Origin of the sequence: Streptomyces sp. AF1A, from assembly GCF_047340315.1 — a bacterium.
GTDB lineage: Bacteria > Actinomycetota > Actinomycetes > Streptomycetales > Streptomycetaceae > Streptomyces.
Window position 1 is genome coordinate 1 of sequence record NZ_JBLEBI010000376.1, and the last position, 1,547, is coordinate 1,547.

1 protein-coding gene is annotated in these 1,547 nt (G+C 68.8%); it reads left to right on the forward strand.

Going from position 1 to position 1,547, the window contains the following annotated elements; genetic code table 11:
- The coding region (locus tag ACLU3S_RS36955; protein WP_413956348.1) for an ISAzo13 family transposase at window positions 1-1,532 on the forward strand (1,532 nt) is incomplete at its 5' end.
- Window positions 1,533-1,547 lie beyond the last annotated feature (15 nt).

Here is a 1,547-nt window from a genome sequence, read left to right on the forward strand (position 1 = left end):
CGGAGGCCCGTGTCCTGGGACACGGTGGTGTTCGGGCCGTCGCGCGGGCGGCCTCGGTGAGTGAGACCACGGTCCGCAAGGGCGTGTTCGAGCTGGAGACCGGCGAGGAGCCTCTGGGGCGGGTACGGCGGCCGGGAGGGGGACGCAAACGGGTCGCAGATCTTGATCCGGGGCTGCGGCCGGCGCTGCTGGCGCTGGTCGAGCCGGACGAGCGCGGTGATCCGATGTCGCCGCTGCGGTGGACCGTGAAGTCGACTCGCACGCTGGCGCGGGAGCTGGCCCGGACCGGGCACAAGGTCAGTGCGGACACCGTCGCCGACCTGTTGCGGGAGGAAGGCTTCAGCCTGCAGGCCAACGCCAAGACCATCGAGGGAAGCCAGCACCCGGACCGGGATGCCCAGTTCCGCTATCTCAACGAGCAGGCCCGCGATCACCGGGACGCCGGCCAGCCGGTGATCAGCGTGGACACCAAGAAGAAAGAGCTCGTCGGCGAGTTCAAGAACAACGGACGGCAATGGCGGCCTGCGGCTGATCCGGTGCCGGTGAACGTCCATGACTTCGCCGACCCCCAGCTGGGCAAGGCCGTCCCGTACGGGATCTACGACCTCGCGGCGAACACCGGCTGGGTCAACGTGGGCACCGATCACGACACCGCCGCGTTCGCGGTGGAATCGATCCGCCGCTGGTGGTCCGGCCAGGGCCAAGCCGCCTACCCACAGGCGACACGACTGCTCATCACCGCCGACGCGGGCGGCTCGAACGGCTACCGCACCCGGGCCTGGAAGCTCGAACTCGCCCGGCTCGCTGCCGAAACAGGACTGACGATCACCGTGTGCCACCTGCCGCCAGGTACATCGAAGTGGAACAAGATCGAGCACCGGCTCTTCTCGCACATCACCATGAACTGGCGCGGCCGCCCGCTGACCAGCCACGAAGTCATCGTCCAGTCCATCGCCGCGACCACCACCCGCACCGGACTGCGCGTCCAGGCCGAGCTGGACACCAACATCTACCCAACCGGAGTCCAGATCGGCGACGCGGAGATGGCCTCCCTGCCACTGACCCGACACCCCTTCCACGGCGACTGGAACTATGCCGTGCACCCCCAGCCGTGCCCCGCCGTCCCAGCACCCCGGGCTCCGCAGAAGCCGACCCCGGAATGGGACCACGCTCTCCTGTCCGACCCCCTCCTGACCGGCATGACCCGGCAGCAACTGAGCGATCTGACCGACACTCTGGCCGTCGACGGCGACGTCAAGCGCGGCCGCCCGCCCCGACTCGCCTTCCCCGACCAGGTCCTGGCAGCCGTCCTTCACCTGCGGGTCGCCCTGGCCGCAGAACCCCTCGCCGTGCTGTTCGACAGCAGTCGCACCGCCATGCACCGCACCCTGCTGAAGATCAGGACACTGCTCAAGGCGCACAGCATCGTCATCCCGCCGGCAGCCACCCCGCCCGCCGCCCTCACAGCCCTCCAGGCTCGGGTTCAAGCCCTGAGTGGCGACCCCAGCAGCATGATCAAGACAACGTGTTAATGATCTGCAAGCCCT